Annotated in this window: 18 protein-coding genes; 11 read left to right on the top strand and 7 right to left on the bottom strand. The window is 73.8% G+C overall.

Translation table 11 applies throughout. The features are described 5' to 3' along the window. Window positions 1-20 precede the first annotated feature (20 nt). Window positions 21-3,548, bottom strand: coding sequence for a CHAT domain-containing protein (locus tag AC067A_RS28570; RefSeq protein ID WP_479245355.1), 3,528 nt, complete (start codon window positions 3,546-3,548; stop codon window positions 21-23). A 222-nt stretch (window positions 3,549-3,770) separates the two neighbouring features. Here AC067A_RS28570 and AC067A_RS28565 point away from each other — a divergent pair, with 222 nt between their 5' ends. The 3 genes from AC067A_RS28565 (at window position 3,771) to AC067A_RS28555 (ending at window position 5,402) form a co-directional block, all read left to right on the top strand. Further along, on the top strand, window positions 3,771-4,205 hold the full coding sequence (locus AC067A_RS28565; RefSeq protein ID WP_479245354.1) for a hypothetical protein: 435 nt from the start codon (window positions 3,771-3,773) through the stop codon (window positions 4,203-4,205). Continuing rightward, the gene (locus AC067A_RS28560; protein ID WP_479245353.1) at window positions 4,202-5,113 is read left to right on the top strand and encodes a hypothetical protein; all 912 of its coding nucleotides are present in this window, start codon (window positions 4,202-4,204) and stop codon (window positions 5,111-5,113) included. Before AC067A_RS28565 ends, AC067A_RS28560 begins: the two co-directional genes overlap by 4 nt. 67 nt (window positions 5,114-5,180) lie before the next feature. Beyond that, window positions 5,181-5,402: a DUF6458 family protein gene (locus tag AC067A_RS28555; protein ID WP_479245352.1), complete on the top strand. Its 222-nt coding sequence runs from the start codon at window positions 5,181-5,183 to the stop codon at window positions 5,400-5,402. 446 nt (window positions 5,403-5,848) lie between these two features. Here AC067A_RS28555 and AC067A_RS28550 read toward each other — a convergent pair whose 3' ends face one another. Then, on the bottom strand, window positions 5,849-7,387 hold the full coding sequence (locus AC067A_RS28550; protein WP_479245351.1) for an FAD-dependent oxidoreductase: 1,539 nt from the start codon (window positions 7,385-7,387) through the stop codon (window positions 5,849-5,851). 300 nt (window positions 7,388-7,687) lie between these two features. On the opposite strand from AC067A_RS28550, the gene AC067A_RS28545 reads away from it, so the two are divergent. From AC067A_RS28545 to AC067A_RS28535, 3 genes are all read left to right on the top strand, one after another. After that, complete coding sequence (locus AC067A_RS28545) at window positions 7,688-9,472, top strand: N-acetylglutaminylglutamine amidotransferase (protein ID WP_479245350.1); 1,785 nt, start codon at window positions 7,688-7,690, stop codon at window positions 9,470-9,472. After that, complete coding sequence (locus AC067A_RS28540) at window positions 9,445-11,478, top strand: S9 family peptidase (protein WP_479245349.1); 2,034 nt, start codon at window positions 9,445-9,447, stop codon at window positions 11,476-11,478. The genes AC067A_RS28545 and AC067A_RS28540 overlap by 28 nt, the downstream gene beginning before the upstream one ends. Before the next feature lie 98 nt (window positions 11,479-11,576). After that, the gene (locus AC067A_RS28535) at window positions 11,577-13,043 is read left to right on the top strand and encodes an aminotransferase class I/II-fold pyridoxal phosphate-dependent enzyme (protein WP_479245348.1); all 1,467 of its coding nucleotides are present in this window, start codon (window positions 11,577-11,579) and stop codon (window positions 13,041-13,043) included. Window positions 13,044-13,199: 156 nt separating this feature from the next. Here the strand turns inward: AC067A_RS28535 and AC067A_RS28530 are convergent, their stop codons facing one another. Then, complete coding sequence (locus tag AC067A_RS28530) at window positions 13,200-14,486, bottom strand: peptidase dimerization domain-containing protein (protein WP_479245347.1); 1,287 nt, start codon at window positions 14,484-14,486, stop codon at window positions 13,200-13,202. 220 nt (window positions 14,487-14,706) lie between these two features. Between AC067A_RS28530 and AC067A_RS28525 the strand changes: the two genes are divergently transcribed. Further along, window positions 14,707-15,600, top strand: coding sequence for an SDR family oxidoreductase (locus AC067A_RS28525; protein WP_479245346.1), 894 nt, complete (start codon window positions 14,707-14,709; stop codon window positions 15,598-15,600). Between the two features lie 175 nt (window positions 15,601-15,775). Next, window positions 15,776-16,147 carry a PRC-barrel domain-containing protein gene (locus tag AC067A_RS28520; protein ID WP_479245345.1) on the top strand — a complete coding sequence of 124 codons (372 nt, stop codon included), beginning with the start codon at window positions 15,776-15,778 and terminating at the stop codon, window positions 16,145-16,147. Window positions 16,148-16,311: 164 nt separating this feature from the next. Here AC067A_RS28520 and AC067A_RS28515 read toward each other — a convergent pair whose 3' ends face one another. Both AC067A_RS28515 and AC067A_RS28510 read right to left on the bottom strand, forming a co-directional pair. Then, window positions 16,312-18,042, bottom strand: coding sequence for a thiamine pyrophosphate-dependent enzyme (locus AC067A_RS28515; protein WP_479245344.1), 1,731 nt, complete (start codon window positions 18,040-18,042; stop codon window positions 16,312-16,314). A 183-nt stretch (window positions 18,043-18,225) separates the two neighbouring features. After that, window positions 18,226-19,812: an FMN-binding glutamate synthase family protein gene (locus AC067A_RS28510; protein WP_479245456.1), complete on the bottom strand. Its 1,587-nt coding sequence runs from the start codon at window positions 19,810-19,812 to the stop codon at window positions 18,226-18,228. 163 nt (window positions 19,813-19,975) lie between these two features. Between AC067A_RS28510 and AC067A_RS28505 the strand changes: the two genes are divergently transcribed. Further along, window positions 19,976-20,434 (top strand): ATP-binding protein, encoded by a 459-nt coding sequence (locus AC067A_RS28505; RefSeq protein ID WP_479245343.1) that lies wholly within the window; start codon window positions 19,976-19,978, stop codon window positions 20,432-20,434. 376 nt (window positions 20,435-20,810) lie between these two features. Here the strand turns inward: AC067A_RS28505 and AC067A_RS28500 are convergent, their stop codons facing one another. After that, window positions 20,811-21,089, bottom strand: a complete 279-nt coding sequence (locus tag AC067A_RS28500; protein ID WP_479245342.1) for a WhiB family transcriptional regulator — start codon at window positions 21,087-21,089, stop codon at window positions 20,811-20,813. A 142-nt stretch (window positions 21,090-21,231) separates the two neighbouring features. On the opposite strand from AC067A_RS28500, the gene AC067A_RS28495 reads away from it, so the two are divergent. Together AC067A_RS28495 and AC067A_RS28490 are read left to right on the top strand one after the other, a co-directional pair. Beyond that, a complete protein-coding gene (locus tag AC067A_RS28495; protein ID WP_479245341.1) occupies window positions 21,232-22,062 on the top strand; it encodes a DUF1206 domain-containing protein in 831 nt (276 codons plus the stop codon). A 293-nt stretch (window positions 22,063-22,355) separates the two neighbouring features. Further along, window positions 22,356-22,781 carry an SsgA family sporulation/cell division regulator gene (locus AC067A_RS28490; RefSeq protein WP_479245340.1) on the top strand — a complete coding sequence of 142 codons (426 nt, stop codon included), beginning with the start codon at window positions 22,356-22,358 and terminating at the stop codon, window positions 22,779-22,781. Window positions 22,782-22,977: 196 nt separating this feature from the next. Here AC067A_RS28490 and AC067A_RS28485 read toward each other — a convergent pair whose 3' ends face one another. Continuing rightward, on the bottom strand, window positions 22,978-23,400 hold the full coding sequence (locus AC067A_RS28485) for an ATP-binding protein (RefSeq protein WP_479245339.1): 423 nt from the start codon (window positions 23,398-23,400) through the stop codon (window positions 22,978-22,980). Window positions 23,401-23,832: the final 432 nt, after the last annotated feature.

The following is a 23,832-nucleotide window of genomic DNA, read 5'->3' as shown; positions in this document are numbered from 1 at the left end:
CTCTCGTCCGTGTGAGTGCCTCAGGCACCCGCGTGTACGTGGGCGGCCCACAGGCTGGGGCCGGCGGCGAACGCGGCGCGGCACTCCCGGAGCGCGTGGTGCAGCGCGACCGCGGTCCTGCCGACGTCGAGCGCCGGCCCGTCGTCGCCGTCGGCGGTGCGCAGCCTCCCGTAGAGGGCGCGAGTGACACGGACGGCCACGGCGTCGTGCACCGGCCACAGCGTCCCGACGGCGTGGGGGTATCCCGCGAGCTGGAAGGCGGAGGTGATGTGGATGGACTCGTCGGCGAGGTCCCCGTCGGCGCGCGCCGTCTCGCAGGCCGACAGCACCGCGAGCCGGGCGGCCGGCAGGTCCAGCCGGGCGATCTCCCGGACGGTCAGCGGCCGTGTCCGATGGTCGTGCACGAGGAGCCGGCCCGCCGAGGGGTCGGCGGGTTCGCTGACGCCGTGGCAGGCGAAGTGGACCCAGGGGTGTTCCGGCAGAGCGGCCATGACCCGTTCGAAGGTGGCCCCTTCCCCGTGCAGCACGTCGACCGGCAGCAGCGCGCGCAGCGCCTCCACCTCGCGCCGTGCCCCGCCCAGCGGCCGGGCTCCCGGGGTGTCGGGCAGCGCCACGGCGAGGAGCCGGCCGGACGGCCCCGGGGCGGCGGCCCGGTCCCGGGCGTACCGGAGGGCCCTGACGGTCGGCGTGTACGAGGAGACCACCCGGTCCATGACGGTCCGCGGTCCCGCCCCCGCCGCGCCCTCGCGCGGCAGTACGGTCGCGGTGCCCTCGCGCGGGGGAGCGGACCGGGTGCTTTCGCGCGGCGGTACGGTCGCGGTGCCCTCGCGCCGGGGAGTGGTCCCGGTGCTTGCGCGCGGCGGCACGGTCCCGGTGCTCTCCGGAGGCCGCGCCGCTTCCGTGCCCTCGTGCGGCGGTACGGCTCCGATGCTGTCGCCGTGGTGACCTGCCGCGTGCAGGGGCAGGGCGGCCAGTGCCCCGCCCGGCGACCACCACAGCCGGGGCGGCTCGCCCGCGGCCGTGGGAGCGCCGGACAGTCCGAGCCGGTCGAGCACGGGACCCGTGACGTGGTCCCAGGTCCAGGCCAGGACCTCGGCGACGGTCCGCTGGGCCGCCTTGTCGCGGGCGGGGTCCATCGCGTCGGCGAGCGCGCGCCGGAGCCGGTCCGCCTGCTCGCCGACCGCGTCCGGCGTGGCCCGTGGGAGCGGGACGAGGAGGACGCCCTCCGGACGCAGGACCAGGGCGTCGCTCCGGTAGCCGCTGCAGTAGGCGAGCACCACCGGCCCCTCCTCGGCGCACGCGAGCAGGGCGCCCTCGTCCGGCGCGGCGAGGAAGTCGGCGAAGCCCGGCGCCCGCCGGATCTCGGCCACGAGCTCTTCCAGGCCGCTCGCCAGGGCGTGCCGCTGGTCCGTGGCCCGCGGCAGGCGGCCAAGAGACGTCTCCGCCGCGTCGGTGGCGTCCAGCGCGTCGAGCCGGTCGCGGAGGGAGACGAACCGCTCGGCGAGGGCCGGATGGGCGCCGCGCAGCCGTCCGACCCCGTCCCGGGTGTCCATGGCCCGGCTCAGGAGGACTCCCCGGCCCTGCTCCAGGAGCGACACCGCGCGTTCCGGACGTCCCGCGTTGACCGCGCACGCGGCTGCCTCGGCCGCGAGGCCCCGCACCCGGGACAGGCCACGCTCCTGGTCGCCGCGGGCCAGCCGGCGGGACGCGGCGAACGGCAGCAGTTCCAGGGCCGCTTCGTGGCCGCGCAGGGCCTCGGGCCAGCGGTGACCGGCCGCCGCGGCCGCTCCCCAGTCCCAGGCCGCGAGCACCCGCTCGTAGGCGGGCATGGTCTTCGTGCCGGCGGCCTGCCGGTAGGCGTCCTCGGCGGCGCGCAGCACACCGGGGTCGCCGTCCCGGTGGTGCAGGGCGCGTAACGCGTCGCCGTACGCCTGTAGGAAGGTGCCGTGCGCCGTGCCGCCCTCCGGGACGGCCCACACGGCGCGGCCCAGATCACTGACCGCGCGCTCCAGCAGCCCTTCGCGCGGGTGGTGGTGATGCAGCGTCAGCCGTGCGGAGCCGACGTTCGAGAGCACCAGTGCCAGCGCCGGATCGCCGTACGGCACGTGCTCGGCGGCCTCCTCCAGGAGGGCGATCGCCTCGTCGAGGTCGGCCGAATCGGTGTTCACCCCGAACCGCGCGCGCAGGGCGTTGGCCAGGTGGTTCAACCGGTCCGCCCGGACGACGCCGCTGTCGGGGGCCGCCGTCAGGGCGCGACGGGCCGCGCCGACCGCCTCGTCGGCGGCGGACGTGTCGCCGGTCGCGTCGTGCCAGCTCTGCAGGACGACGCCGAGGTTGGCGAGGCGCACGACCTGCGCGGGGGCGGCGGCCGGAGTCGCGTCGAGCGCGTCCCGCGCCAGCCGGGTGGCCTCGCGCAGGGAGTCCAGGTCGTCCGTCTGCAGGGCGCGTTCCCGCAAGGTGACGGCGAGGTTGGCCAGGGTGTCGGCGTACGGGCCGGTGCCCGGCCGCTGCCGGGCCAGGGCGGACCGCAGGACGGCCACCGCCTCGTCGAGCACCGCCCCGTCCCCGGTCGACTGGGCCAGCCGGTGCAGGGTGTTGCCGAGGCTGTTCATCCTGATGGCCCGCTGGGGCGCGCGGTCGGCGTACAGCGGCAGGGCTTCGCGCAGCAGAGCCGCGGATTCCCGCAGCAGCGCGGGATCTCCGTCGCCCTCGGCGGCCAGGCGCAGGGCGACGCCCAGGCCCGCGAGCCGCTCGGGACGGTCCGGGTGGCCGTCGTGGGTCTCGGCGAGCGCGGTGCGGTGCACCTCCAGCATCTCCGCGCGGTGCTCCTCGTCGGTGTCGTGGTCGTGCCACTGGCGCAGGCCCTGGGCCAGGTTCGCGAGCACGAGCGGACGCACCCGGCTGTCCGGCGGGCTCTCGCGCAGCACGGTCCGCCACAGGTCCAGGGCCTCGCGCAGAGCGGCGGTGTCGCCGCTGTGCCGATAGGCGCTGTGCAGCGCCGTGGCGAGGTTGTTGCGGTAGCCGGAACGGTCGGGCGAGCCGGGCGGAAGGATCTCCAGCGCGTCCCGCAGGGCGTGCGTCGCCCGTGCGAGGTCCGTCCCGTCCCCGTCTCCCCGGCCCTCGGCGCCGTCGTGTGCGCCGGTCCCGTGGCGTTCGCACAGGGCCTCGCCGAGCGAGGCGAGCGTCTGGGCGCCGGTCGTGGCGTCCTGCGGCAGGTCCGCGGCCCGGTCGAACAGCTCGACCGCCCGGTCGAGGTCGCTCGCCCGCCGGTGGAGGTCGAAGCGCCGGCGGTACGCCAGGGCCAGGAGGACCACGTCCTGGGGGCGTACGCGGTCGACGGACACCCGCTCGTGGCCGAAGGCGATCAGCTCCTCCACATCACCCGGAGCGCCGCTCAGTTGCCACCGCTGGTGCAGGGCGAGCAGGAGGTTGCCGGCGCGGGCCGGCACGGAGGAGTCGGCGGGCCCCGCGGCCGCGAGCTCCCGGCGGTACGACCGGATGGCCTCGTCGAGCGCCGCGCGGTCGCCCGTCCTCAGGTGGTGCAGCAACAACCCATCGGCACCGGGTCGTTCGTCCGGTCCTCCCGCTGCCTTCGCATCCGCCGCGCTGACCACGACCACCCCCGGTTGACGTCGCCCCGGACCGCGCGTCCTCATGCGCCTCCCGTGCCCCGGCCCGTGTTCACGATAGCCAAGAATCCCTCGGACGGACGAGGTCCGGCCGTACAATCGGCGCGACGTGACAACCGGCGTCCGAGGGGGAGCGGGAGCGTGGCGGACACGGCCGACGGGGCGGACCCGGGTGACGCGCGGCTCGGGGAGCTCTGTCGCCGGCTCACGGCCCCCTCCTCCTCGTCGGAGTTCGACGCTCTGGGCGAGCCGGGGGCGAGGCTCGTCGAGGCGATCGTCTCCGCCCTGCGCGACGGCCGTTCCCGGCAGCAACTGGCCGATCACCTGGACGCGTTGGAAGAGCTGCTCCTGGCCGCGGGACACAGCGCAGGGCTCGGCTCGTACCGCACGACGCCCCCGCCCTCCGTCCCCGGTTTCCAGAGCCTGCCGGTGGCCGGACCGGGGTATTCCGCGCTGTACGTGCTGGCCTGCCCCGCGGGCCGGTGCGGGCGCGTGGAGGCTCCGGACACCGACGCACCGGAGCGGCCCGCCTGCGGCGTCCTCGGCCGGCCGCTGAACGAGGTGCCCCTCCGGTGACCAGCGCCTTCCTCAGCGCGTTGGGGGGCCGGATCGCCGAGCGGTGGCTGACGCTGCTGGCACTTCCCGGGCTCCTCTTCGTCGCCGCCGTCACCACGGCGACCGTGCTCGGACACGCGCACTGGTCCGACGCCGGGAGGCTGCGGGCCTGGCTCGACACCCTGGCGGCCTCCCCGGCGTCCCGGAGCGCCGGCACCGTCGCCCTCGTGGCCCTGGGGGTCGTCCTCGCCGCGGCCGCGATCGGCGCGGCCGCCCAGACCCTCGGCGCCGGCGTCGAACTGCTCTGGTGCGCCGGACCCCGCGGGCCCCTGCTGCGCCGCCTCGCCGACCGCCGCCTGCGCCGGTGGCGCGCCGCCGACGCCGCCTTCCGTGCCGCGCTGGTCACGGCCGGCCGGGCCCGCATCGCCGGGTCGGACGACGCCGACCGGCTCGCCGGCCTCGCGGAGAGCCGCCTCGCCGAGCGCGACCGCGTCGCGGCCGCCGCGCCGCGCCATCCCTTCGGCATGGGCGACCGGCTCGCCGCGCCCGGGCAACGGCTCTGGCGCGCGTACCGCCTGGACCTGGCGGCGGCCTGGCCTCACCTGTGGCTCCTCGCCGACGACGGCATCCGTGCCGAACTGCACGCCGCCCGCGTACGGTTCTCGGCGGCGGCACGCCTGTGCGCCTGGGGCGCGGCCTATCTGGTGCTGGGCCTCTGGTGGTGGCCGGCCGCGCCGGTCGGGATCACCGCCCTCGTCGCCGGCCACCTCCGCGGCCGGGCCGCCGCGGACGCCTTCGCCGAACTCACCGAAGCCCTCGCCGACCTCCACGTCCGCGACCTGGCGGCCACCCTGGGCATCGACTCCCCGTCGGGCATGGACCGCACGCTCGGCGAGCGCCTCTCCCGGGCCCTGCGCAAGCCCGCCTGACGCGGTCGGGGTAAGAGCCGAGGACCGGGGTACGCGGGAGAGGTCCGACCCGACAAGGGAGGAAACCATGGGTCTCGGAGTCTGCATCATCCTGATCGCCGTCGGAGCCATACTCACCTTCGCGTCCGACTGGGAGCTCGACGGGGTCAACGTCGACCTGGTCGGGCTGATCCTCATGGCCGTCGGCATCATCGGCACCGCCGTGTACACGAGCATCCTGCGCCGCCGCCGGATGGTCGTCCCCCCGGTCGCCCCGACGATCACCGACGACGGGCGGGACCTGCGCTGACCCTCCGGTGAGTCTCGCCCGCCGGTGACCGCCTGAGGCGGTGTCACCGGAGGGCGCCGGGGCACGCCCGGCTCCCCGAGGACCACGAGGACCACGAGGACCACGAGGACCACGAGGACCACGAGGACCACGAGGAGCGTACGGACTCCGAGGCGAAGGGCCGGGAGTCCGGCCCTCTCGTCCGGCCCTCTCGTCCGGGCCGTGCCGGCGGTCCCCGGGCAGCCCCGTACCGAAGAAGACGACCGGGGCCTCACGGACACGGGCCGGCTGCGCCGCCGGAGCGGCACCGCCGTCGCCGATCGGGCGGGCGGCGGAGCCGTAGGCATGGCCGCCCGCCCGGGTGAGCGCCGTCGCCGAGCAGGTCCGGTCGTCGAGCTCGGGTCGGGAGTCCCTCGGAGCGTGGGACGAGGGGGTGTTCATGGGGCAGGGGCCCGCGGGGGAGGGCGTCAGGCGGACTCGTCGGTCCCGGGAAGCGGCAGCGGTTCGAGAGGGCGGACGGCCGGGCCCTGGAGCACGGAGCCGTCGGGGGCGAAGCGCGAGCCGTGGCAGGGGCACTCCCAGGCGTGTTCGGCGTCGTTGAAGAGCACCAGGCAGCCCAGGTGGGTGCAGCGGGCGGACACGGCGTGCAGGGCGCCGCTCTCGTCGCGGGAGACCGCGCAGCGCCGCCCTCCGACGCGTACGACGGCTCCCGTGCCGGGCTCGATCTCCTCGACGCTGTCGACGTGGGAGGACCGCAGCCGGTCGCCCACGAAGTGCTTGAGGACCGCACCCTGCACCTTCAGCAGGGAGGGAGCCTCCCGGGCGTGGAGACGGCGCGGATCGTAGAGGGAGGCCCACGGCGTCTCCTCGCCCGTGATCAGCGCGGTGAGGAGCCGGCCGGACATCACGCCGTTGCTCATGCCCCAGCCGCCGAAGCCGGTGGCGACGTACACGTGCCGGGAGCCCGGGTGGAAGGGCCCCACGAACGGGACGCCGTCCGTCGTGGTGTTGTCCTGCGCCGCCCACCGGTGGGTGATCCGCGCGTCCGGGAAGTGCTTTCCGGTCCACGCCGCCAGCTTCCCGTAGCGCTCGCCCACGTCGCCGACTCCCGGCCTGAACTTCTCCCCGGTGACGATGAGCAGGCGCCGTCCCTCGCCGTACGGAGCGGTGCGGACCGACCGGGTGTTCTGATCGGGGGTCAGGTACATGCCCTGCGGGTCCTGGTCGGCGGGAAGCGCCGCCGCGACCACCAGCTCACGGTGCGGTTCGAGCCGGGAGAACAACAGCGCCCGGTCGAAGACGGGATAGTGCGTGGCGACGACGACGTCGCGGGCCACGATCCCGAACCCGCTTTCCGTGGTGAGCCGGCAGGGTTCGCCTTCGTGGAGCGAGACGACCCGCGTGCGTTCGTGCACGACCCCGCCGCGCCCGACGAGGTCGGCGACGAGGGCCAACAGGTACTTGCGCGGATGGAACTGGGCCTGGTGGTCGACGCGGACGGCTCCCGCCACGGGGTACGGCAGACCGGTGTCGGAGACGACCGAGGCCGCCAACCCGGCCTCGCGCGCCGCCTCGGCCTCGGCGCCCAGCCGGTCCGCCGCGTCCGCCGACCCCACGTACGCGTAGGCGGGCAGCCGTTCCAGCTCGCAGTCGATCCCCAGCTCCGCCGCGACCCGGTCCACGTGCTCGACGGCCTCCTGCTGCGAGCGCGCGTACTGCCGCGCTCCCTCCACGCCGAACGACCCGCGCAGCCGGGCGTAGAGGAGGCCGTGCTGGGCCGAGAGCTTCGCGGTGGTGTACCCGGTGACTCCCGCGGCCACCCGGTCGGCTTCGAGCAGACCGACCCGCAGGCCCGCGCGCGCGAGCTCCCAGGCGGTGCTGATGCCGGCGACACCGGCGCCGACCACCGCCACGTCGACCTCCAGATCACCGGTCAGGGCGGGGTGCTGCGGCCCCGTCCCGGTCTCCATCCAGTACGACTCGTCCGTGCCGGGCAGATGTGTCATGGCAGAGCTCTCCCGTTCCGTGCGGGGGTCCGCGCAGAGCCGGTGCGGATTCCGGCGTGGATCTGCGCGGAGCCGGTGGGGAGCCGGTGGGGGCCGCCTCGCCGCCGAACCGGCGTCGACCTCCGCGCCCGCTTCCCTGACCGGGCGCCTGCCCCCTGACCGGGGATCCAGACGTCCGTCTCCACGCCGCCGCTCGGCGGTGACGCGTGGATCGGGCCGGAACGGGCATCCGCAGGACAGTCCGAGCAGCCGATTCGAGGGAGTTTCATCCATGTGCCCGACCATCGAGGAAGGTCCCGAATGTGCGGCCTGAGCGGTGAGATCCGCTTCGACAAGGGTCCGCCCGACCTGGCGGCGGTCGAGCGCATGACCGACCGGATGGCGGCCCGCGGTCCCGACGGCCGGGGCCTCTGGTCACAGGGGGCCATCGGCCTCGGACACCGCCGTCTGAAGATCATCGACCTGTCCGAGCGGGGAGCGCAGCCGATGACCGACAGCGAGACCGCGCTGACGTGCGTCTTCAACGGTTGCATCTACAACTACCAGCAGCTGCGCCGGCAACTGCGGGGCCTCGGACACCACTTCGTCACCGGCTCCGACACCGAAGTGGTGATCAAGGCCTACCACCAGTGGGGCCGCGACTTCGTCCACCATCTCGTCGGCATGTTCGCCATCGCGCTGGTGGAACACGACACGGGCAGGCTCGTGCTCGCCCGTGACCGGCTCGGCATCAAACCGCTGTACCTCGCCGAACGCCCCGGCCGACTGCGCTTCGCCTCCACCCTGCCGGCCCTCCTCGCGGGCGGCGGGGTGGACACCACCCTCGACCCGGTGGCGGTCCACCAGTACATGAGCTGGCACGGGACGGTCGCGGCCCCGCGCACCGTACTCGCGGGCGTACGCAAGCTGCCGCCGGCGACCGTACGCGTCGTCGAACCGGACGGGACGAGTCGTGACCACCGCTACTGGCAGCCCTCCCACACGCGCCGCGGAGCGTTCGCCGGCATGGACCCGGCCGACTGGCGGGACGCCGTCCTCGACGCGCTCCGCACGGCCGTCCGCCGGAGGATGGTGGCCGACGTGCCGATCGGCGTCCTGCTGTCGGGCGGCCTCGACTCCAGCCTCATCGTGGCCCTGCTGGCCGAGCAGGGGCAGAAGGACCTGGCGACGTTCAGCGTGGGCTTCGAGACGGAGGCGGGCGAGGAGGGCAACGAGTTCGCCTACTCCGACCAGGTCTCGCGCCACTTCGACACCGACCACCACCAGCTGATGGTGCCGTCGGACCGGGTCTCCACCGCCCTCGGCGGCGCGATCGCCGCGATGAGCGAGCCGATGGTGAGCCACGACGTCGTCGCCTTCCACCTGCTGTCCGAGCTGGTCTCCAAAGAGGTCAGCGTCGTCCAGAGCGGCCAGGGCGCCGACGAGGTGTTCGCCGGTTACCACTGGTATCCCGCCTTGGCCGAGGTCGAGCGCGAGCAGGAACCCCGGCGCTACGAGGAGGTCTACTTCGACCACTCCCACGCCGACCTCGCCAGAATCCTCCAGCCGCACATGCTGCCCGACCACGACACGTCCGCGGAGTTCGTCCGCACGCACATGGCGGCGCCCGGAGCCGAGACCGCGCTGGACGCCGCTCTCCGGCTCGACACGCACGTCATGCTCGTGGACGACCCGGTCAAGCGGGTCGACAACATGACGATGGACTGGGGCCTGGAGGCGCGGGTGCCCTTCCTCGACCACGAACTGGTCGAGCTGGCGGCCGCCTGCCCACCGGAACTCAAGCTCGCCGAAGGCGGCAAGGGCGTCCTCAAGCAGGCCGGACGCACCGTGCTGCCACGCAACGTCGTCGACCGGCCCAAGGGCTACTTTCCCGTGCCAGCGATCCGGCACATGGCGGGTCCCGTCCTCGAACGCGTACGGGACGCCCTGTCCGCACCGGAGGCCCGCGCACGCGGGCTCTTCCGCGGCGACTACGTCGCCTCGTTGCTGGCGGCGCCCGACGAACACCGGACGAACCGGGGAGCGAACGCCCTGTGGCAGGTAGCGTTGTTGGAGACATGGCTTCAGACGCACGGAATCAACTGACGGACGAGCCCGTGTCGACGGCTCCCGTCGTGGGGCCGCTCGCCGACGCGGCCGGTCCGCGGGACCCCCCGGGTCCGCGGGTCGCCCACGGCTGCTGGTATCCGTCCCCGGACCCGCGCGGCGAGCAGGTGGCCTTCATCTGCGACCGGGAGGGCGCGCCCCAGCTCTGGGCGGGGCCGGTGGGAAGCGACGACGTGCACCTCCTGGACACCGGGCCCGACCACGTCACGGAGGTCTCCTGGTCCCCGGACGGCCGGTGGATCGCGTACACCGTGGCACCCGGCGGGAGCGGCCACACCCGCGTCCTCTGCCTCCGTCCCGACGGCTCGGGCCGCCGGATCCTCGCCGGCGCGGAAGCGGGGACCTCGGCCTACCTGGGGTGCTGGACACCCGACGGCTCGGCCCTGGCGGTGACGGTCGCCGAGCCCGTACGCGAGCGGGCCGGCCCGCTCACCGACGCGGACCGGCCCGCCGACTGGACGGTACGGGACGGACACGCCACCCTCCTCGACGGCGTCCGCCCCGGTGGCGCGGACGGGAGGCGGGCGCCCGTCCACGACCGGCTCACGGCGTACCTCGTCGACCCCGCCGCGGTGAACGCGCCCGAGCTCCTCGCCGACGAGACCGAGGCCGCCACGCTCCGCGTGTGCGACATCAGCCGGGACGGCCGCCTGGCCCTGCTGCGCCGCGGCCCCCGAGGACGGCGCGAGGCCGTCGTCGTGCGCCGCGCCGACCGGACGACCGCGTGCGTCCTGCCGGTCGCGGACGGTGACCCCTGGATCGGCCGCTTCTCGTCCGACGCCCGCACGGTGTGGCTGCGCAGCGATCACGACCGGGAGTTCGCGGCGCTGCTCGCGGTCCGCCTCGACGACGCCGACGAGCTCAAGGACCTCTCCGTGGTCACCGCCCGCGACGCGTGCGACCTGGAACTGCTCGCCCTGGTGGAGAACGGCCGGGGGGCGGCCCTGGCCTGGAACGACGGAGGGACGAGCGCGCTCGAGATCCTCCCCCTGGCCGACGGGCGGAGCGAGCCGCCCGCGCCGCGCGGAGTGGAGCTGGCGCACGAGGTCGTCACCCGGGTGGCGCCCGCCGGGCCGGACGGCATCGTGGTGGGACTCTCGGGTTCCCGGCGCCGCCCCGGAGTGTGGTCCGTACCGGCCTCGGCGCCCCCCGCGCGCACGCCGTGGACGGCGAGCGACACCGCCTCCGTGCCCCAGGGGTTCCCGCCCGTACGGCCCGTGCCCCTGCGCGCCACGGCACGGGACGGGCTGACCCTGGGCGGCTGGTACTACCGGGCCCCCGGTCGCGGCCCCGGCGAACGGGCGCCGTGCGTCCTGCACCTGCACGGCGGCCCGGAGGAGCAGGAGCGTCCGGTGTTCGATCCGCTCTTCCAGGAACTGCTGGGCCGGGGTCTGGACGTCTTCGCCCCCGACGTCCGCGGCTCCTCCGGCTGGGGGCGCTCCTTCGTGGACGCCGACCTGGGAGAAGGCCGCTTCGCCGCGATCGACGACGTCGCGGACTGTGCGATGCACGCCGTCGCCGCAGGCCTCGCCGACGCTCGCCGCCTCGCCGTGATGGGCCATTCCTACGGCGGCTACCTCACGTCGGCCTCGCTCGTGTGGCACCCCGAACTCTTCCGTACCGGCATCACCGTGTGCGGCATGTCGGACTTCGCCACCTTCTTCGCCGGCACGGAGCCGTGGCTCGCGGAATCCGCCGCGCACAAGTACGGCCACCCCGAACGGGACCGAGCGCTCCTGCGCGCCCTGTCGCCCATGAGCCGCGTGGACGAGCTGCGCGTCCCGCTGCTCGCGGTGCACGGAGAGCACGACACGAACGTCCCGCCCGGCGAGTCCGAGCAGATCGTCACGGCCGCACGCGCGCGCGGGCTGGTGGCGGAACTGCTGCTGCTGCGCGGCGAGGGCCACGACTTCCGGCGCGCCGACAACCGGCGGCTGTTCCGCCGCACCGCCGCGGAGTGGATGCGGCGCTGGCTGCTGGACTGACGCGAGGCGCCCCCGGCCCCCGAGAGCACGCGTGGAGAGCGGCCGGGGACGGACACGGAGTGTGTTTTCGTCCCTTCGCGGCGGGAATCCGGACAGACATGGATCATTCCAAGGCACCCGTCCTCGACGCGCTGGCCGCGTACCACGCGGAGCACCAGACCCCGTTCACCCCGCCCGGCCACAAGCAGGGGCGCGGCGCGGACCCCCGCGTCCGCGCCGTCCTCGGCGACAGCGTGTTCCGGTCCGACGTCCTCGCCGTCAGCGGCCTCGACGACCGGACCTCGTCCAAGGGCGTCATCACCGCGGCACAGGAACTGATGGCGGACGCCGTGGGCGCCGAGCACACCTTCTTCTCGACCTGCGGCAGCTCGCTCTCCGTCAAAGCCGCCATGCTGTCCGTGGCCGGGCCCCACGAGAAGCTCCTCGTGGGGCGCGACGCCCACAAGTCGGTGGTGGCCGGCCTCGTACTCGCCGGAATCGTCCCCGTCTGGGTCGACCCCCAATGGGACCCGGAGCGCCACCTCGCCCATCCGCCGTCCGCCGAGGCCTTTCGCGCCGCCTTCGCCGACCACCCCGACGCCCGGGGAGCCCTGGTCACGACCCCGACGCCGTACGGCACCTGCTCCGACCTGCCCGGCATCGCCGAGGTGTGTCACGCACACGGGGTGCCCCTCGTCGTCGACGAGGCGTGGGGAGCCCACCTGCCCTTCCACCCGGACCTGCCGACCTGGGCCATGGACGCCGGCGCGGACGTGTGCGTCACCTCCGTGCACAAGATGGGCTCGGGCGTCGAACAGAGCTCGGTCTTCCACCTCCAGGGCGACCTGGTCCGACCCGAGGTCCTCAAGAACCGCGAGGACCTGCTGGGCACCACCAGCCCGTCCGCCCTCGTGTACGCGTCCCTGGACGGCTGGCGCCGCCAGATGGTCCAGCACGGGCACGCCCTCTACGACGACGCCCTGGCCGTGGCCAAGTCCCTGAGGGCACGGATCGACGAGATCGACGGGCTGCACGTCCACGGCCGCGACGACTTCTGCGGGCCCGGGCGCGCGGCCGACCTCGACCCCCTCCAGGTCATCGTCGACGTCAGCGCGCTCGGCACCAGCGGCTACCGGATCGCCGACTGGATCCGCGCACACCACCGGATCAACCTGCACCTGTCCGACCACCGACGCACCAGCGCCCAGCTCACGCACGCGGACGACGCCTCGCACGCCGACGCCCTGATCGCCGCCCTGACCGACGTCGTCGACCACGTCCACGAGCTGCGCCCCGCGCCCCGGCCCGCCGTCCCCGACCCGGCGGAACTGCGTCTGGAACAGGCCATGCTGCCTCGTGACGCCTTCTTCGGACGTGTCGAGCAGGTCCCGTGGGAGAAGGCCGTGGGCCGCATCAGCGCCGAGATGCTCACGCCCTACCCCCCGGGCATCCCGGCCGCGCTCCCCGGCGAGAGGCTCAACGCCGAGGTCCTGCGCTATCTGCGCAGCGGTGTCGAGGCGGGCATGGTCGTACCGGACGCGGCCGACACCGAGGTGAAGACCGTACGCGTGACGGTCGAGGACTGAACGCATCCGTCGGCGGCCGGGGACCGGCGCCGCAGGACCGGGTCCCGCGGCCGGGGACTGACGCACAGGCCCCGCAGGACCGGGTCCACCCATGGGCGGCCGAGGACGGCCACCGCAGGACCGAGCTCATCCGTGTCCCCACGTGCCGCGGTGCCGTCACCGCCCCGCCGCGGCCTTCTCCCGCAGGCGCGCCCAGGCCCGCTCGCGTACGTCCGGACGCAGAAGGACGTCGACCGCCGTGCACGCGAGCGCCTCCGCCGCGGCCAGCATCACCCGCCGGGCCCGCGGTCCCGCCGCCGCCTCCGCGAACTCGGGCGTGTGGTCGGAGGCCTCCGGGCCCATGATGGCGATCCACGGGTGGATCCCGGGCACGCGCGTGCTGACGTTCCCGAAGTCGGACGACCCCAGGTACACGCCCGCCGTGGGCTCCGACAGGCGGATGCCGGCCCTGTCGAGGTGTCCGGCGAACAAGGACGACAACACCTCGTTGTCACGGAAGTGCTCGTAGCGCCCTCCCACGTCGGTCACCTCCACCTCGGTACGGGTGGCCAGCGCCACGCCCCGCGCGCACGAGCGCAACTCCTCCACCAGCGACTCGAGGGCCGACGTGGTCTCCCCGCGCAGTCCGAACAGGCCTTCCGCGTAGGCGGGGACGAGGTTGGTGGCCCGGCCGCCGTCCGTCACGATCCCCTGCACGTGCGACCCCTGCGGCAGCCGTCTGCGCAGGACGTCGAGCGTGTTGAAGAGCTGGATCAGCGCGGCCAGGGCGTCGATCCCCTCCGTCGGGCTGCCCGTCGGGTGCGCGGCGCGGCCGTGGAACCCCACCCGTACCTGCGCGCTGGCCGTCAGCGGCGCCCACGCCCAGTCGTGGACCCCCGGATGGAACATGAGAGCCGCGTCCACGTCGTCGAACAGTCCCGCCGCCACCTCCGCGACCTTGCCGCCGCCGCGCTCTTCCGCGGGTGCCCCGACGGCCAGCAGCGTCCCGGCGACCTGTCCCCGCCCGTCGACCCGTCCCCGCCCGTCGACCCGTCCCCGCCCGTCGGTCCCTCCCCGCCCGTCGAGAGCGGAGCCGGCCGCGAGTGCGAAGCGAGCGGCGAGTGCGGCCCCCAGCCCCGCCGCGGCGATCAGGTTGTGGCCGCACGCGTGCCCGAGAAGCGGCAGAGCGTCGTACTCCATCAGCAGCGCCACGGACGGCCCGTCCCGAGCCCCGGCGGGCGCTCCCGTGCGGGCGACGAACGCCGTCTCCAGCCCGGCCACCCCGCGTCGCACCTCGAAGCCCTCCCCTTCGAGCTCACCCGCCAGCAGGCCGGCCGCCCGGTGCTCCTCGTACGCCGTCTCCGGGTCGCCGTGCAGCGCCAGGCTCACCTCCCACAGCCGTTCCGCGCGGACGGCCACCTCCTGTCCGATTCGGGCGTACAGGGATTCCGGCGTCTCCGCCACGTGAGCCTCCTCGGGACGTCACCCCCGCGTATTCCACGATGGCAGACGGGGGCATGCCGCGCGCTCACCGTCGGGGGAAGGCCCGGGCGCCCTCGTGACGAGAGGCTCTGGCCAGCAAAGATGGGTGAAATGTCCGAAACATGGGAAGTCGGGATTCTGTGTCAGGCCTCGTGTCGCCCAGGCGACCGGGCACAGGAGAAGAGGAGAACAGGAGCACCGGATGTCCTCTACCGAGCAGCCCCGCGTCCCCGACCCGGAGACGCGTCATCCCCGTCCGCCGCAACCGGAGCAGGAGCAGTCCCCGCCTGGCGCGACCGAAGCCATGACGCCCCGCCCCGATCACGGGGAGGAGTCCTATCGCGGGCACGAGCTGCTCCTCGACCGGGTGGCGGTCGTGACGGGAGGGGACTCGGGGATCGGCAGGGCCGTCTGTCTGGCGTTCGCGCGGGAGGGGGCGGACGTCGTGTTCACCCATCTCGCCGAGGAGCGGGACGACGCCGCCGAGACGGAACGGCTGATTCGTGAGGCGGGCCGCACTCCGCTGGCCGTCGTCTGCGACATCCGCGACGAGGGCCGGTGCGAGGCGTTGATCGAGCGGGTGGTGGCCGAGTTCGGCCGCGTCGACCTGCTCGTGAACAACGCGGCGTACCAGATGGCGCAGCCCGACGGCATCGAGGCCATCAGCACGGAGCAGTTCGACCGGGTGATGAAGACGAACCTCTACGGCATGTTCTGGCTCACCCGAGCGGCGCTCGCCCACATGCCGCGCGGTGGCTGCGTCATCAACACGACGTCGGTCCAGGGCTATCAGCCCAGTCCGCACCTGCTCGACTACGCGATGACGAAGGCCGCCATCGTGTCCTTCACGCACAGCCTGGCGCAGATGGTCGCCGAACGGGGCATCCGTGTGAACGCGGTCGCCCCGGGGCCCGTGTGGACACCGCTGATCCCTTCGACCATGCCGGACGTGGCGGACTTCGGGAGCCAGTCCCCGCTGGGGCGCGCGGCGCAGCCGGCCGAGATGGCACCCGCGTACGTCTTCCTGGCGTCGCCCGGATCCAGCTACATCACCGGCGAGATCGTCAACGCCACGGGCGGGACGCCCCTGCCCTGACGGCACCGGGTCGGAAGCGAGGACCCTCCGGCGGAGCGCGAGATCGGGTGCATGGGTCGCCGGGACCGGGGAAGGCGGAGCCCGAGCGGGGCACGCCCGCTGTGAAAGGCACACGGAAGAGAAGGACGGCCCCGATCCGACGGCCGTCCTCGTCCACCGGAGGAGTTGTTTTCGCGTGACTGAGCACGTGTGGAACTACAAGTCGACCTCGGGCCACCTGGCCGGAACGGATCTGACCGGCTACAAGGTCGAGGCGACCGACGGCAGCATCGGCAAGGTGGACAAGCACTCCGACGAGGTCGACGACGCCTATCTGGTCGTGGACACCGGGGTCTGGATCTTCGGCAAGGAGGTCCTCCTTCCGGCCGCCACCGTCGTTTCGATCGATCCGGACGAACAGAAGATCTTCGTCGACCGGACCAAGGGACAGGTCAAGGACGCTCCCGAGTTCCACCGCGAGAAGCACCTCGGCGATCCGGAGTACCGCCGTGAGCTGGGCACGTACTACGGACTCGGAGGCCCCCTCGGGGGCGGCCCTGCGGTCTGACCCCGTGGGTGAAGGAGGGCCCGGACTCGTCGAGTCCGGGCCCTCCGCCATGCCGGGGGCGCGAGCCGCCGCTGCCGCAGTGCCGCCGGCCGGGGGCCGTAGCCGCCGCAGTGCCCCCGGCGCCGGCGCCGCCGCAGCGCCGCCGGCAACCGGGGCTCCGCCGCTCAGCCGGTGCCCGACGGCAGGTTCTCCTTGATCTTGGCGATGGCGAAGCCCCAGCCCTGGGACACCGTCGGCTTTCCGGGCACGGCCACTTCGGCGGGGTTCGTCACCACGTCCAGGAGCACCGGACCGGGGACGGCGAGAGCCCGCCGCACGGCCTCGTCGAGTTCCCCGGGCTCGGTGACGCGGATGCCGGTCAGCCCGAGGGCTTCGGCCACCGCTGCGAAGTCGGGGTTGTCGAGGACCGTCCCGAACTCGGGAAGGCCGGCTTGCTCCTGTTCGAGCTTGACCATGCCGAGACGGCGGTTGTCGAAGACCACGAGCTTGACCGGGAGCCGCTCGGACCGGATCGTCATGAGGTCGCCGAGGAGCATGCCGAGGCCGCCGTCGCCGCAGAGGGCCACGACCTGGCGGTCCGGTGCCCACAGCTGGGCTCCGATGGCCTGGGGCATGGCGTTGGCCATGGAGCCGAGGTTGTACGAGCCGATGAGCCGGCGGCCGCCGCGCATCCTCACGAAACGGGAGAGCCAGACCGTGGCCATGCCGGTGTCGGAGGTGAAGATCGCGTCGTCCGCCGCGTGCCGGTCCACCGCGGCCGCCAGCGCCTCCGGGCGGATCTCTTCGACCCGGTTGTCGAACATCGCCCGCACCCGGCCGAGGAGACGCTTGTCGTGCCGGGGGTCGGCCAGGTCCGCCTGGCCCTCCTGCCACCGCAGGAAGCGTTCGCGGGCCTCGTCGAGGTGGGACCGGGAGTCGATCGGGGTGAGCAGCGGCAGCAGGGCCCGCAGCGTCGCACCGACGTCCCCGGCCAGCCCCACGTCCACGGGGACCCGGCGGCCCAGCCGCTCCTCGCGGACGTCGATCTGCACGACCTTGCAGTCCCGCGGGTACCAGTCGCGGTAGGGGAAGTCCGTGCCCAGCAGGATCAGCGTGTCGCAGGTGTCCAGGGCGTGCGCGGCGGCCGGATTGCCGATCAGGCCCGTCTGGCCGACCTCGTACGGGTTGTCCTCCTCGAAACCCTCCTTGCCCTTGAGCGTGAGCACCATCGGAGCCGCGAGGAGCTCGGCGGTCCGCAGCACCTCGTCGCGGGAGTCCCGGGCACCGAGACCCACGAGCAGCGTGACCCGTGAACCGGCGGCGATCACCTCCGCCGCCTCGACCAGCGCCGGGTCGTCGGGCCGGGTCACGGCCGGCCGGGGCAGCGCGAACCGGGGCGGCCGGTCGTCCTCGACCTTCCGGTCCCCGAGGTCCCCGGGGACGGTCAGCACCGCCACGCCCCTGCGGGTCACGGCCGCCCGCACCGCGGACTCCAGCATCCTCGGCAGCTGGTCGGGAGAGGTCACCGTGGCCCGGTAGACGGCGACGTCCCGGAACAGGAGGTCGTTGTCCACCTCCTGGAAGTAGTCGCCGGCCATCTCCGACAACGGCACCTGGCCACAGATCGCCAGGACCGGGGCGCCGCTCTTGGCGGCGTCGTACAACCCGTTCAGGAGGTGGACCGAGCCGGGCCCCACGGTGCCCATGCAGACCCCGAGCCCGCCCGACAGCTGGGCGAGCGCGCCGGCGGCGAAGGCCGCCGCCTCCTCGTGGCGGAAGCCGGTCCACTCGATGCCGTCCGTGGTCCGGATGGCGTCGGTCAGGGGGTTGAGGGCGTCGCCGACCACGCCGAAGACGTGGTCGACACCGATGTCCGCCAGACCCTCGACGATCACCTGGGCAACGGTTCGAGTCATGGGATCTCCTCTCACGAAGGGCGACGACGGGTCACCCCGGGGTGACCTGGTCCGGGTACGGCGACCGACGGGTCGCCGGGCGAACCGGTCGGGACGGATGGCGACGGGTCACCGGCCGAACCGGGCCGGGAACGGCGACCGACGGGTCGCCGGGGGAACCGGCCCCGGCAGGGTGGCGACGGGTCACCGGAGCGTGAAGCGGTCCGGGTGGGCCGCCTTCCAGTCGCCTGCCCACGAAGCCGGAACGGATGCCGTCGCGAGGAGCTGCCCGGGTGCGAGCGGCGCGTACAGCTCGGCGTGGGACCGGACGTCGTCGGGCCCGACCCGGCGCAGCAGCATCCCGGGCTCCAGGCCGCCCGGGTCGTCGACGCCCATGGCGGCCATGATCTGCAGGGCGCTCTTGACGGTCGCCTCCTGGAAGCGCTGGACCCGGCGCGCCTTGTCCTCGACGTCCAGGGCCCGGGCCCGCCGGCGGTCCTGGGTGGCGACCCCGACGGGGCAGGTGTTGGTGTGGCAGCGCTGGGCCTGGACGCAGCCGAGGGCGAACATCATGGCCCGGGCTGAATTGGTGTAGTCGGCACCCTGGATCAGCCGCTTGACGATGTCGCTGCCGGTGGCGACCTTGCCGGAGGCGCCGATCCGGATCCGGTCGCGCAGGCCCGTGCCGACGAGGGCCCGGTGTACCGTCGCCAGCCCCTCGGTGAGGGGGAGCCCGACGGTGTCCGCGAACTCCAGCGGCGCGGCCCCGGTGCCGCCTTCGGCGCCGTCGACGACGATGAAGTCGGGCGTGACGTCCTCCTCCAGCATCGCCTTGCAGACGGCGAGGAACTCGCGTCGCGATCCGACGCACAGCTTGAACCCGACCGGCTTGCCGCCCGCGAGCTCCCGCATCCGGCCGACGAAGCGCACGAGTTCCCTGGGGGTCCGGTAGACGCGGTGGTACGGCGGGGAGAACACGGTACGGCCCTGGGGGACGCCCCGGACCTCGGCGATCTCCCGGCTGACCTTGGAGCCGGGCAGGACGCCCCCGATACCGGGCTTGGCGCCCTGACTGATCTTCAGCAGGACACAGGCCACCTGGTCGAGGGCGGCCTTCTCGGCGAACCTCCGCGGATCGAAGCCGCCGTCCTCCGTGCGGCAGCCGAAGTACCCCGTGCCGATCTCCCACACGAGGTCCCCACCGGGAGCCAGGTGGTGCACCGATATCCCGCCCTCGCCGGTGTCGTGGGCGAAACCCCCGCGCCGGGCACCCTCGTTCAGGGCACGGACCGCCCTGTCCGACAGGGAGCCGAAGCTCATCGCGGACACGTTGAGCAGGGCCATGTCGTAGGGCCTGGCGCAGTCGGGTCCGCCGATCCGGACCCGGGGCGCGTCCGTGGGCACCGGGCGCGGGGACATGGACGGGACGAGGTGGTCGGTGCCCGGCCGGTCCAGCTCCCGTTCCGTCCCGAAGGGGTCCTCGGCGTCCGTTCCCTTGGCCCGTTCGTAGACGATGGAACGCGTGTCCCGGTCGAAGGGCGCCCCGTCGACGTTCCGCTCGACGAAGTACTGCTGCACCTCGGGACGGATCGCCTCCATCGCGTACCTCAGGTGCCCCAGGACCGGATAGTTGCGCAGGATCGAGTGGCGCCGCTGAAGCAGGTCGTACGACGCCACCGCGGCGAGCAGGATCGCGGGCCCGGCCGCGCACCACCACCACGGGGACACCAGGACCGCCAGGAGTACGGTGACGAGGGCGGCGACGGCCGGGAGGCCGGCGAGAAGAAGCATCGGCATGCGGGCCGTCTGTCCCGGATCGCCGGGACCACGCCGCTGACGACGGCGACAGGACGTGATCCCCGTCGCGGGCGGTGTGGAAACCGTGAGGAGGGGAAAGGCGGAGTACGAGGTGCTCAGCGCGCCCCGCCCACCGTACGAGGGGAGTGCCAGGTCCATGACGGACGCCATCACCGCGGACCGTGCCGCACCGGAGTCCCTGCTGTCCGCGAGCGCCGTGTTCGACAGCGACGGCGGAGCGATCGGGACCGCCCGCGCCTTCACCGCCGACTTCCTCGCGGCCGCCACGTCCCCGCGGCGGGAACCGCTGACGGAGGACCGTGTCGACCTGGCGAAGCTGGTGGTCAGCGAACTGGTCACCAACGCGATCCTGCACGCCTCCGGTCCCTGCCGACTGCTCCTCGAGCTGCGTCAGGGCGCCCTGGAGATCTCGGTGTTCGACCGCGCGAGGGCCACCCTCGTGCCGCGCGGGCACGACCCGCGCCGGATCGGACAACACGGCCTCGAGATCGTCGTCGCCGTGTGCGAGACCGTGGCCGTGGAGCCGGCCGCCGAGGGCAAGCGGGTCCGGGCCGTCCTCTCCCTCCTGCCGGCGGGGGCCCGGGCGGGATCCTGACGGGCCGGCGCCCGCACCGGGCGGCCCGGGTACGGGCGGAGGCACGGGCGGCCCGGGTACGGGCGGAGGCACGGGCGGACCGGGCTTGACCGTCGGCGACCCTGCGGGGAGGTGACCTCGCAGGGTGGTTCGCCGCAGGGCCGCAAGGACATCGCCGCAACCTCGCCGGGTCGTCGCCGGACCTCAGCAGGGGCCTCGCCGTGGCCCCGTGCGTCACCGCAACCCTGTCAGACGCCGTGACCTCGTACGTCACGACAACCCGGCCAGACGCCGCGACCTCACACGTCGCCGCAGCCCGTAAGACGCCGAACCCCCGTAAGACGCCGAGCCCTTGGGAAGGGCCGGAATCCCACGGGGGGACGGACGTCGCCGCGGATCAGTGCCGCTCGGCGGAGGTGCGACGCGACCGCCGCCGCACGGAGCGGCGTTCGCTCTCGGTGAGGCCGCCCCACACTCCGGTCACCTCCCGGGAGTCGTCCATGGCCCAGCGCAGGCACTCCGCCCGTACCGGACAGTGCCGGCAGACCTCCTTGGCCTCCTCGGCCTGGGCGATCGCGGTGGGGCCCACCCCCACCGGGAAGAACAGGTCGGGGTCCACCTCCCGGCAGGCCGCGGCCGCCCGCCAGCTGTCGATGTGGCCTGCCCGGGTGTCCATGGGGTCCTCCTGGTGAATGAGTCGGGGCTTGTCCCTCTTCGCCTCACCGCGCGTCCGCGGTCGAAACGGCCCGGCGGGGATTCGTCCCGCACGGACAGGGCAACCGGAGGTCGACCGAGAGGAGTGAGAGGAGTGAGTCGACATGACCATGGAGAAGGGGCAGGCGCGCGAGACGGCGGGAGAGGTCGGCGGCGAGGCGGTACGGGCGGGCGCCCGGGCCGGCTTCGCGGCGCGGGGCTTGCTCTACCTGCTCGTCGGAGCACTGGCCGTACGCATAGCCCTGACGGGGACGGGTGACCAGGCCGACCGGGGAGGGGCCATCGCGCACATCGCCGGCACCGCGTTCGGTGCCGTCCTCCTCTGGGCCGTGGGCATCGGCCTCGCCGGCATGGCGGTGTGGCGGCTGGTGGAGGTGCTCTTCGGAGCGGCGGGCCCCAAGGGGCACAAGGCCTCCCGGCGCGCCTTGTCCGCCGGCCGCTGCGTCTTCTACGCCGGCTCCGCCTTCCTGGTCCTCTCCTTCGCGGTGGGGGAGCGGGGAAGCGGTGAGGGTTCCACCGACCGGCAGAGCCGGGACATCACCGCCCGTCTGCTCGAACTCCCGGGCGGCCGCTGGTGGGTCGGGGCGGTCGCCGTCGGCTTTCTGGCAGCAGGTCTGTGGATCGTGGGGCGCGCGGTCCTGCGCAAGTACTGGAAGCACCTGGCGCGGGAGCGCCTGAAGACGTACCAGCGCCGCTTGATGGACGTGACGGGCGTGGCCGGCGGCATCGGGCGCGGCCTCGTCTTCGCCGCGCTCGGCTTCTCCGGCGTGAAGGCGGCGATGGCCTTCGACCCCCGCGAGGCCAAGGGCATGGACGACGCCATCCGTTCGTTCGCGCAGGCTCCGGCGGGCCCCTGGCTGCTGCTCGCCGTGGCCGTCGGCCTCGTCCTCTTCGGTGTCTTCTCCTTCGGCCAGGCGAGGTGGCGCCGGTTCTGATCCCCTGCCGACGCCGCGACCCTGTTGACGCCGTGACTCGGCCGAGGCTGTGACCCGGCCGCACGTCACCGCGCCCCCGCCCGACCCGGCCGCCCCGGCCGACCCGGGCGGGGGCGCGGTGACGTGCGGCCTGCCGACACCACGCTCCGGACGAAGACGCGAAGGCGGGGCCGGTCTTCACGAATCCGATACAGGATCGGCGCATCCATCCGCCGGGCACGAGGTGTGACAGGGACGTGACGGGTCAGGCGAACAGTGCACCCCCTCGCCACGCCACCGAGCCGGAGGTCACCATGTCCCAGTCCGCCGCCACGCCGCTTCCCGCACCGCGCACCCTCACCCGGCACATGACCATGGAACTCGTCGCCCCGGACGCCGCGGTGCCGATCGACACGACCGTCCGCTACGCGTCCCGGGACCCCCACGCACTGAGCATCGCCTTCCACCTCCCGGGCCTGAGTCCCGTCGTGTGGTGCCTCGACCGGGAGATGGTCCTCACCGGGTCGCACGATCCCACCGGGCTGGGAGAGATCCACCTGAGCTCCGCCCCCGGCGGCGACCTCCTCATCCGGCTCGGCCGGGCAGGGGAGTGCGCGACGGTCCGGTGCGACCGGGACCGGCTCACCCGCTTCGTACGCGAGACCTTCCTCCTGGTCCCGCAGGGCACCGAGGAACGCCACATCGACTGGCAGCCGCTGCTCGCCTCCCTCAGGCGCTGACACACGACGTCCGCCATCCACGACGGCGCCACGCGCCGAGGGGGTGCCTTGTCGATCAGGCCGGAGCGGGGAGCCCCGCGAGGCCGACCTGATCGACAAGGCACCCCCCTCGGCGCCTCGCCAGGGCGATGAAGCCCCTCGGCAGCGGACTCGCGGGGAGACCGGAGGCCGGTCTCCCCGCGAGTCCGCTGAGGTCTCAGGACGGCCGGCGGGGCGCGGGTGGCCGGAAGCAGGCGGTGACGTCCTTCCCCCGCGGGCACGAGCGGGCCTGCCACTCGTCGGCGAGCGCGTCGATCAGGAGCAGGCCGCGCCCTCCGAGCGAACCGTCGTCGGGGCGACGCTGTTCGGGCACACGGGACGACGCGTCGTGCACGGTCACGTGCAGACAGTCGTCGTCCCGCGTCAGGATGAGCTGCGCGTCGCTGTGCGCGTGGACGTGGGCGTTGGTGACCAGTTCGGAGACGGTCAGGACGACCGAGTCCACCAAGTCCGGAGCCGTACGGTCCCAGCCGAGCGCCGCCAGATGCTCACGCGTCCAGTCCCGTGCCGTCTTCACGCCGCTGCTGATGGGCAGCGCACGCGCCCACCCGACAGCCCTCAGTGAGGGATCCTGCACCATGTCTCTCCTCCCGTCATCGGCACTGCATCACTTCGTCTGCCCGATATATGACGAAACATCACTGGATACGTGCCCTTCGTGATGACAGGAAACCCCAACAGGCGCCGAAACGCATGCCGATGGTGTCTCACCCGCGGCAACCGGTGCGCTGCCGGACAGGAACCCCGTATCGAAATTCGTCGGCATGGACTTCGCTCGCCCGGGTAGGCGGGCAGCCAACGGGCCACGGGTCCAGGGTCGTGACGAGCTGAGAGGGGAATGGTGTGACGGTCACCACGATGTCGACCACGGGCGCGGAGGTCGCGGCGGCGACACTGCCGGTGGTCCCCGACCCGCCGGCGGTCGCGCCCAAGGACGCGAGGGCCCTGTCGAAGGTCTTCTTCCGGGAGCTGGCGACGCTGGAGGAGGGGACGCACGAGTACCAGTACGCGC

Source organism: Streptomyces sp. NPDC043176, assembly GCF_056436715.1.
Note: the sequence above shows the minus strand (reverse complement) of the source record. Positions and strands in the feature narration are given on the sequence as shown.

What these genes read in the sequence shown, in the direction of transcription:
- AC067A_RS28555 (WP_479245352.1), top strand. Translation starts at nt 5,181, where the DNA reads ATGGGTCTCGGAGTCTGCATCATCCTGATCGCCGTCGGAGCCATACTC.
- AC067A_RS28550 (WP_479245351.1), bottom strand. Translation starts at nt 7,387, where the DNA reads ATGACACATCTGCCCGGCACGGACGAGTCGTACTGGATGGAGACCGGG.
- AC067A_RS28545 (WP_479245350.1), top strand. Translation starts at nt 7,688, where the DNA reads ATGTGCGGCCTGAGCGGTGAGATCCGCTTCGACAAGGGTCCGCCCGAC.
- AC067A_RS28540 (WP_479245349.1), top strand. Translation starts at nt 9,445, where the DNA reads ATGGCTTCAGACGCACGGAATCAACTGACGGACGAGCCCGTGTCGACG.
- AC067A_RS28535 (WP_479245348.1), top strand. Translation starts at nt 11,577, where the DNA reads ATGGATCATTCCAAGGCACCCGTCCTCGACGCGCTGGCCGCGTACCAC.
- AC067A_RS28525 (WP_479245346.1), top strand. Translation starts at nt 14,707, where the DNA reads ATGTCCTCTACCGAGCAGCCCCGCGTCCCCGACCCGGAGACGCGTCAT.
- AC067A_RS28515 (WP_479245344.1), bottom strand. Translation starts at nt 18,042, where the DNA reads ATGACTCGAACCGTTGCCCAGGTGATCGTCGAGGGTCTGGCGGACATC.
- AC067A_RS28510 (WP_479245456.1), bottom strand. Translation starts at nt 19,812, where the DNA reads ATGCTTCTTCTCGCCGGCCTCCCGGCCGTCGCCGCCCTCGTCACCGTA.
- AC067A_RS28505 (WP_479245343.1), top strand. Translation starts at nt 19,976, where the DNA reads ATGACGGACGCCATCACCGCGGACCGTGCCGCACCGGAGTCCCTGCTG.
- AC067A_RS28500 (WP_479245342.1), bottom strand. Translation starts at nt 21,089, where the DNA reads ATGGACACCCGGGCAGGCCACATCGACAGCTGGCGGGCGGCCGCGGCC.
- AC067A_RS28495 (WP_479245341.1), top strand. Translation starts at nt 21,232, where the DNA reads ATGACCATGGAGAAGGGGCAGGCGCGCGAGACGGCGGGAGAGGTCGGC.
- AC067A_RS28490 (WP_479245340.1), top strand. Translation starts at nt 22,356, where the DNA reads ATGTCCCAGTCCGCCGCCACGCCGCTTCCCGCACCGCGCACCCTCACC.
- AC067A_RS28485 (WP_479245339.1), bottom strand. Translation starts at nt 23,400, where the DNA reads ATGGTGCAGGATCCCTCACTGAGGGCTGTCGGGTGGGCGCGTGCGCTG.